Annotated in this window: 5 protein-coding genes and 2 pseudogenes; 6 read left to right on the plus strand and 1 reads right to left on the minus strand. The window is 55.1% G+C overall.

Going from position 1 to position 7,079, the window contains the following annotated elements; all coding sequences use genetic code 11:
• The coding region (gene gltA / locus QD409_RS34975; protein WP_430764985.1) for a citrate synthase at positions 1–765 on the plus strand (765 nt) is incomplete at its 5' end.
• Positions 766–1,173: 408 nt separating this feature from the next.
• A pseudogene (locus tag QD409_RS34980) lies at positions 1,174–2,646 on the plus strand (NAD-dependent succinate-semialdehyde dehydrogenase).
• Positions 2,647–2,808: 162 nt separating this feature from the next.
• On the opposite strand, the pseudogene QD409_RS34985 reads toward QD409_RS34980, so the two are convergent.
• Positions 2,809–3,152, minus strand: a pseudogene (locus tag QD409_RS34985) (glutamate dehydrogenase); the annotation flags it as partial.
• 613 nt (positions 3,153–3,765) lie between these two features.
• Between QD409_RS34985 and QD409_RS34990 the strand changes: the two are divergent.
• The 4 genes from QD409_RS34990 to QD409_RS35005 all read left to right on the plus strand — a co-directional run.
• Entirely contained in the window at positions 3,766–4,602 is an 837-nt protein-coding gene (locus tag QD409_RS34990) for a transporter substrate-binding domain-containing protein (RefSeq protein WP_004129031.1), read from the plus strand.
• 56 nt (positions 4,603–4,658) lie between these two features.
• A complete protein-coding gene (locus QD409_RS34995; protein WP_004129028.1) occupies positions 4,659–5,633 on the plus strand; it encodes an amino acid ABC transporter permease in 975 nt (324 codons plus the stop codon).
• 122 nt (positions 5,634–5,755) lie between these two features.
• Positions 5,756–6,499: an amino acid ABC transporter ATP-binding protein gene (locus QD409_RS35000; RefSeq protein ID WP_028755383.1), complete on the plus strand. Its 744-nt coding sequence runs from the start codon at positions 5,756–5,758 to the stop codon at positions 6,497–6,499.
• Between the two features lie 458 nt (positions 6,500–6,957).
• The coding region (locus tag QD409_RS35005; RefSeq protein ID WP_430764986.1) for a transposase at positions 6,958–7,079 on the plus strand (122 nt) is incomplete at its 3' end.

Genomic DNA, 7,079 nt, shown 5'->3' on the forward strand with positions numbered 1-7,079 from the left:
GCCTACAAGTACCATATCGGCCAGCCCTTCGTTTACCCGAAGAACGATCTCGACTATGCGTCGAATTTCCTGCGCATGTGCTTTGCCGTGCCCTGCGAGGAATATGTGGTCAATCCGGTGCTTGCCCGCGCCATGGACCGCATCTTCATCCTGCACGCGGATCATGAACAGAACGCATCGACCTCGACGGTTCGCCTCGCCGGCTCTTCCGGCGCCAATCCCTTTGCTTGCATCGCCGCCGGCATCGCATGCCTCTGGGGCCCGGCCCATGGCGGCGCCAACGAAGCTGCGCTCAACATGCTGACGGAAATCGGCACGGTCGACCGCATTCCGGAATATATCGCCCGCGCCAAGGACAAGAACGATCCGTTCCGATTGATGGGCTTCGGTCATCGCGTTTACAAGAACTACGATCCGCGCGCCAAGATCATGCAGAAGACGGCGCACGAGGTCCTCGGCGAACTCGGCATCAAGGACGATCCGCTGCTCGACATCGCGATCGAACTGGAGCGTATCGCGCTGACCGATGACTATTTCATCGAGAAGAAGCTTTACCCGAATGTCGACTTCTATTCCGGCATCACGCTGAAGGCGCTCGGCTTCCCCACGACCATGTTCACGGTACTATTTGCGCTCGCCCGCACCGTCGGCTGGATTGCCCAGTGGAACGAGATGATCGAAGATCCGGATCAGCGTATCGGCCGCCCGCGCCAGCTCTATACCGGCGCACCGCTGCGCGAATACGTTCCGCTTTCAAAGCGCTGAGCGACATCCGTGATGAAACGAATACCCGGCTGCTCAGCTGCGATCTCGCAGGGTTGAATGCAATGGCGACCGAACAGTGGTGCTTGACGAATCTTGCTTCCCTTGCGAAGGCCTAGCGCGAGCATGCGAAGACGTTGAAAGCGACCGTTCTGCTCGTTGAACTCAGCGACTTCGCGGACGTCAAACGTATCTATGCCGCCCCCCTCTAGACCCCCTACCCCTGCTGGCGGTGGAAGGCGTTGGCGAAAGGTGCAAAAGTGAAATCGAGACCTTGATCGCTCTCAGTCAAGCTGCGCGCCGCCTTCACCGCAACGATCAGGAACAACATTGCTCCGGCGTCCCCGTTCAGCATAAACGTTCAGATGAACAAAGCTGTAGACGTTGACGATCGGAACAGGAAGAACGGGAATGACGCTCACTGCTGCGCTAACGAGGCATCTAAAAAATCCGGAGCAATTCCTCGACCTATCCGAGCCTAGCACGCACACGGCTACATCTATGAAGCGCTTTGCGGTCTTTAACCCGTCCACCGGCGATCTGCTGGCCGAGGTGCCGGACATGAGTGCCGAAGAGGTTTCCGCAGCCATTGACAAGGCGCATGCTGCCCAAGCGCCTTGGGCTGGGCTCACCGCCCGGGCGCGCTCGGACATCCTGTGGAAGTGGCACCGGCTGATCCTCGAACATAGCGACGATCTTGCCGTGATCTTGACGGCTGAGATGGGAAAGCCGCTGGGAGAGGCGAAATCGGAAGTCTTGTACGCGGCKGCATATCTCTAATGGTACGCCGAAGAGGCCAACCGCATTTACGGCGAGACCATTTCAGCGCCCTCCAATGACAGGCGTATGCTGGTGATCAAGCAACCAATCGGTGTTGTCGGGGCCATTACCCCTTGGAACTTTCCGGCCTCGATGGTAGCGCGCAAGATTTCGCCGGCGCTTGCCGCTGGCTGTACCGTTGTCTTGAAGCCCGCTGAGCAAACGCCCCTCGTTGCCGGGGCCATGTTCGCCCTCGCGCGTGCAGCTGGTTTCCCGGAGGGCGTTCTCAATTTCGTCTATGCGTCAGAGGGTGACGCTATCGGTCGTGAATTGTGTTCAAACCCAAAGGTGCGAAAGATCAGTTTCACAGGGTCGAACGAAGTCGGCCGATTACTGATGCGCTAGTGCTCCGACCAAATCAAGCGCATCAGCTTCGAACTCGGCGGGAACGCCCCTTTCATCGTCTTCGACGATGCTGATATCGACGCCGCCGTTGACGGCCCGATCCGAGCCAAGTTTCGCAATGCTGGGCAGACCTGCGTGTCCGCCAATCGGCTGTACGTCCAAAAACGCGTCTATGACGAATTTGCTGAAAAGTTCACCGCGCACGCGCGAAGACTTCGCGTTGGCGACGGCTTTGAACAGGACACCGCGATCGGGCCTCTGATCGACAATCATGCTCTGACAAAGATCGAAGCGCATGTCGATGACGCTGTCAAAAACGGGGCAATAGTGCGATGTGGTGGGCGGCGCATCGGCACGTCCGGAACATTTTTTGAGCCGACCGTGATTACAAATGTCGTCAGCTCAATGCGCATCGCCCAGGAAGAGACTTTCGGTCCTCTGGCACCAATCATCCGTTTCGACGACCCGGAGCAAGTCGTGCGATACGCTAACGATACGATCTACGGCCTCGCCGCCTATTTCTATGCTTCGAACCTCAGGCGGGTCTGGCGTGTGGCCGAGGCGCTGGAATACGGGATGGTCGGCATTAACACCGGCCGCATGTCGTCGGAGGCTGCACCCTTTGGAGGGATCAAGCAGTCAGGCATTGGACGTGAAGGCTCCCGCCACGGCCTCGAGGACTATCTTGAAATGAAGTACCTTTGCCTGGGTGGCCTCTGACGCGGATTAAGACCTCCCGCGATTTGACGCTGTTGATACCAGTCTCTCTCGCAAAAAAGAGGCTGCCGTCCTTGTTCGGCGGCAGCCAAGTCGCTTGGGAGGCGAATTCAAAGCTCAAGCGACTGATCCCCTAAACGAAGCCCTTTTCGTACGTGTCGCCGATCAGATACCTATCGCTTCATAGGCATCGGCGATCTGTCGGATTGACGCGACATAGGCGGCGGTTCGGTAGTCACCGAGTTCCGGTTGCTGCTCCATCAGGTCAGCAATGCGCCCCCAGGTGCTTCGCATCACGTCTTCCAGTCCGGAACGAACGAGATCGATTTCCGCGCCGCCTTCGAGGAACTCGTCACGGATGTCGGCAGGGAACTCCTTACCGGTCATGCATTCGAGGGCCGGTGCGATGGTCTGGTTGCGCCGCTCGCGCCGGCGGCGCTCCATCAAGCCGAAGCCGAAGGGATATGCGTGAGATTCTTCACCCATTCGAAGTAGCTGACGATCAGGCCGCTTCTTTGTTGCGAACATCCTTCCATTAACAACACGGCACAAGTCTGGCGGACCGGTAAGTAGGGGCACACTCCCAAGGACCCTACGAGCCGGAACCAATGCCTAACGCAATATGACCACTAATGCAACGAGTGTCTTAGTTTGCGATATATGGATCAGGTGTAACATCGCTTTCAAGATCATTGGGCTGCATCTGATGCGCCAGCGCACGAGCCATCCATTGGATGTCGCTCCCCAATCGAGGTTGCGACACCGCACCCTGGCAAGTTTAAATGTAAATGGCGTGGCCACTGATCAGGCCTTCCGGGCCGTCCGCTTTGACGACCGATTACACTTAGTTCCAAGAAGTGACGACACCCGCGCCCCCTTCGGTCCGGGCCAAGCGGCTACACAACACGGATACCGCAGCGTTATTAAGCCAATAACTCACGGCGATACATTCGGGTCGAACAGACATACTTAAAACAAATGTTGCATTTCGATTTACCACACGATACGCTTCGAAAACGGGGCAGCAGCCTGGGATACCGATCGGGACGCACAAGCTGAGCCGAGGTGCGCCGCGATGAGCCGCGCCGACAATCAAGAAGCACTAACAAAGGGGAATATCGGATGAACAAATTTTTAAAAATGTTGACAGCGGCGTCGTCGGTCGCGGTTGCTTCGGCAATTCCATTAGCCAAAGCAAATGCCGGTGAGGTACTTGATCGCGTACGCGCAACCAAGACGCTGACAGTTGCGGTCGGAACGGACTGGGGGCCGATGTCGCGCATGAATGACAAGCACGAACTTGATGGTGACGATGTCGATATCGCTAAGGGAGTTGCTAAGTACCTAGGGGTGGAGGTCAAGTTTGTTACGCCTGCCTGGGATCTCATCACCTCTGGCCAGTGGGAGGGTCGCTGGGATCTTTCTATGGGTCAAATGACGCCAACCAAGGAGCGTGCGGAAAAATTAAACTTCCCAGCTGTCTACGTGTGGGCGCCAGAAGTTGCCGTTGTTCACAAAGACAGCAAGGCGACGACGCTTTCGGATTTGGACGGAAAGATTGTCGGCGTCGGAGCGGGCAACGTGGCGGAATCCTACGCCAATCACAACTTCAATCCCAGTTGGATTGACGCCAAGCCGGTGCAGTACCAATTTACGCCAGGCCAAGTGAAGACGTATGGATCCAGCAACGTCGCATTCGACGACCTTCGTCTCGGCGACGGTGTTCGTTTAGATGCGGTTCTCGGTGATGATACGGTGGCCCGTGAAGCAATAAAATCAGGCTATCCGATCAAGGTGCTTGGTACCCTCTTCTACGCGCCAGGTGCAATCTCAATTTTGAAGGGCGACGACGAATTCAATGACAAGATCGCGGCCGCCGTCAAGAGTATGAAAGATGACGGTACCCTTTCCAAGATGTCGATCAAGTGGTTCGGGGTGGACTACTGCGAACAAAAATAAGACATCACGCGTTAGCGGCCCGGCTCGGCCGGGCCCATTTTCTTGAAGGGTCTATCATGCTATATCGGGATACAGTTGAATCCGAGGTGCTTGTTCATAAGCCTTGGTTCGTCGCCCTGATCTTCGTCGCAATGCTTGCATTTTTTCTTTCGTTCAACCTTGCGGGCACGACCTTCGGCGAACTTATGCGGCCGGTTATTGGCGACCCGCTACAAAGCGGAATTTACGGGCGTTTTGCGATCGCCTTCGTACTTGCGATCATATTTAGCCTCAACATCGTAGTAGTTGGATTTATTCCATTACAGGTGCAGATTGGCATCGTATGGATGGAACTATTGCTGCTGTTTCTCGCCTTTTTCAGATCATTCAATCTGAGCATGCCCTTCATATGGGAGAATTTGCCTTACCTCATCTCCCAAGGGGTGGTGACTACGATCTATGTTTCAGCGGTCTCGCTTTTCTTTGCCTCGCTAATCGCGATTGTCGCCGCGGTCGCAAAGCTTTCAAGCAATGGCTTCGCATATGCCACCGCCAGTTTTTACACCTCTTTTTTCCGGGGTCTGCCCCTTCTCATGCAGATTTATCTGATTTACCTCGGTTTGCCTCAGTTGGGGATTGTGCTCAATGCCGTTCCCTCGGGCATCTTGGCGTTGTCGCTCTGTGTGGGAGCCTATATGACAGAGATCTTTCGCGCCGGTATCCAGAGTATCGACCGGGGCCAATGGGAAGCGTCAAGATCCATCGGTTTTGGCTTCGGTCTGACCATGCGCAAGATCATCTTGCCGCAGGCTTTTCCTGTCATCATTCCACCGATGGGAAATACGTTCATCTCAATGCTAAAGGATAGTTCGCTTGTGTCGGTACTCGGCGTGTGGGAATTGACGTTCCTTGCCCGCACAATCGGTCAGCCGACGTTTCATCACATGGAGATGCTGATAGCAGCATCGCTCATCTATTGGACAATGTCTGTCTGCCTCGAGATTGGTCAATCACGGCTCGAGCGCCATTTCGGGAGGAGTATGGTACGATGACCCTTAGCAATACATTTGAAGTGAAGGGGGCCGATGAGCGCAACTCTTTGCAGGGGATTGACAACATGCCGCCAGTGCATGTGCCGTCATCCCACAAGTCTTCGAAGCAGAAGCAGGTCTCGATGAGCGCAGAAAAAATAATTGAAGCGACGAACGTTTCCAAGTGGTACGGCGCCTTCAGGGCACTCACTGATGTCAATATTACTGTCAGCAAAAGCGAACGCATCGTCATCTGCGGCCCCTCCGGATCGGGAAAATCGACACTGATCCGATGTTTCAACCGACTTGAGGCGCATCAGGAGGGTGAGATTGCCATTAACGGGATCAGGTTGCACAACAGAATGCGTAACGTCACCGAAGTTCGCAAGAATGTCGGTATGGTGTTCCAGCACTTCAATCTCTTTCCCCACATGACCGTGCTGATGAATTGTATGGCCGGTCCAATGTGGATTAATGGCGTGCCCGAGGCAGAGGCCAAAAAGATCGCTCTTAAGTTCCTAGAGCGCGTTCGCATCCCCGATCAAGCGAACAAATACCCAGCCCAATTATCAGGCGGACAACAGCAGCGCGTCGCGATTGCCCGTTCTCTGTGTATGGAACCAGCAGTGATGTTATTTGATGAGCCTACCTCAGCACTCGACCCTGAAATGGTTTCGGAGGTACTAGAAACTATGACTAGTCTGGCGCGTGAGGGAATGACCATGGTTTGCGTCACCCACGAGATGGGTTTTGCCCGAGCCGTCGCGGATCGGGTAATTTTCATGGATTGTGGTCGAATTGTCGAAGAGGGCAACCCCGATGACTTCTTTGGCAACCCCAAGCACGACAGAACAAAGCTGTTCCTCAGCCAAATCTTGACACATTGAAAGCTGTTATTTCACGCTTGGCTTTGTCTGGTTAGACTTCTGACACCAGACGTCATTAACGTGGCGAACTATCGAGAATGTGGCTTTGCGTGCGTCGACCTATATCTTCTCGAAGACGCAATTGATTATCGTCTAACGCCTTCGCAAGGAGGCGTGCGGCAGCTTGGTGCCGTCGCAGCGGCACCGCATCCGGCGAGCTAGCCGTCACCCATGCTTGTCGATATCTCCCAACAATATTACCGAAGCCGTCGTAACCACAGACTTGCGCGATCGGTTACATGTTTGGTGATCCTTCACAGGAAGTCCGGAGTTCCAGAGGTCCAGTATCCCCACGCCGAGGACCGCCTTGCTTTGTCACGGTGATATCGATGTTTTGCTGAGGTGAGCGGTATCGCCACGTTGCTAACAACGAGGATAACGACGTGTCTATCCATCAGCTTGAGATTTTGGCGGGCAGTATGCGGCGCCGGAAGTTCACACGAACTTCCAAGGAATCGATCGTTTCGGAGACGCTGACTGGCGAGATGACGGTGACGGAGGTTGCGCGACGTCACGACGTTGATCGGTCACTGGTTTATCG

Origin of the sequence: Rhizobium sp. BR 315 (assembly GCF_050577975.1) — a bacterium.
Taxonomy (GTDB): domain Bacteria; phylum Pseudomonadota; class Alphaproteobacteria; order Rhizobiales; family Rhizobiaceae; genus Rhizobium; species Rhizobium miluonense.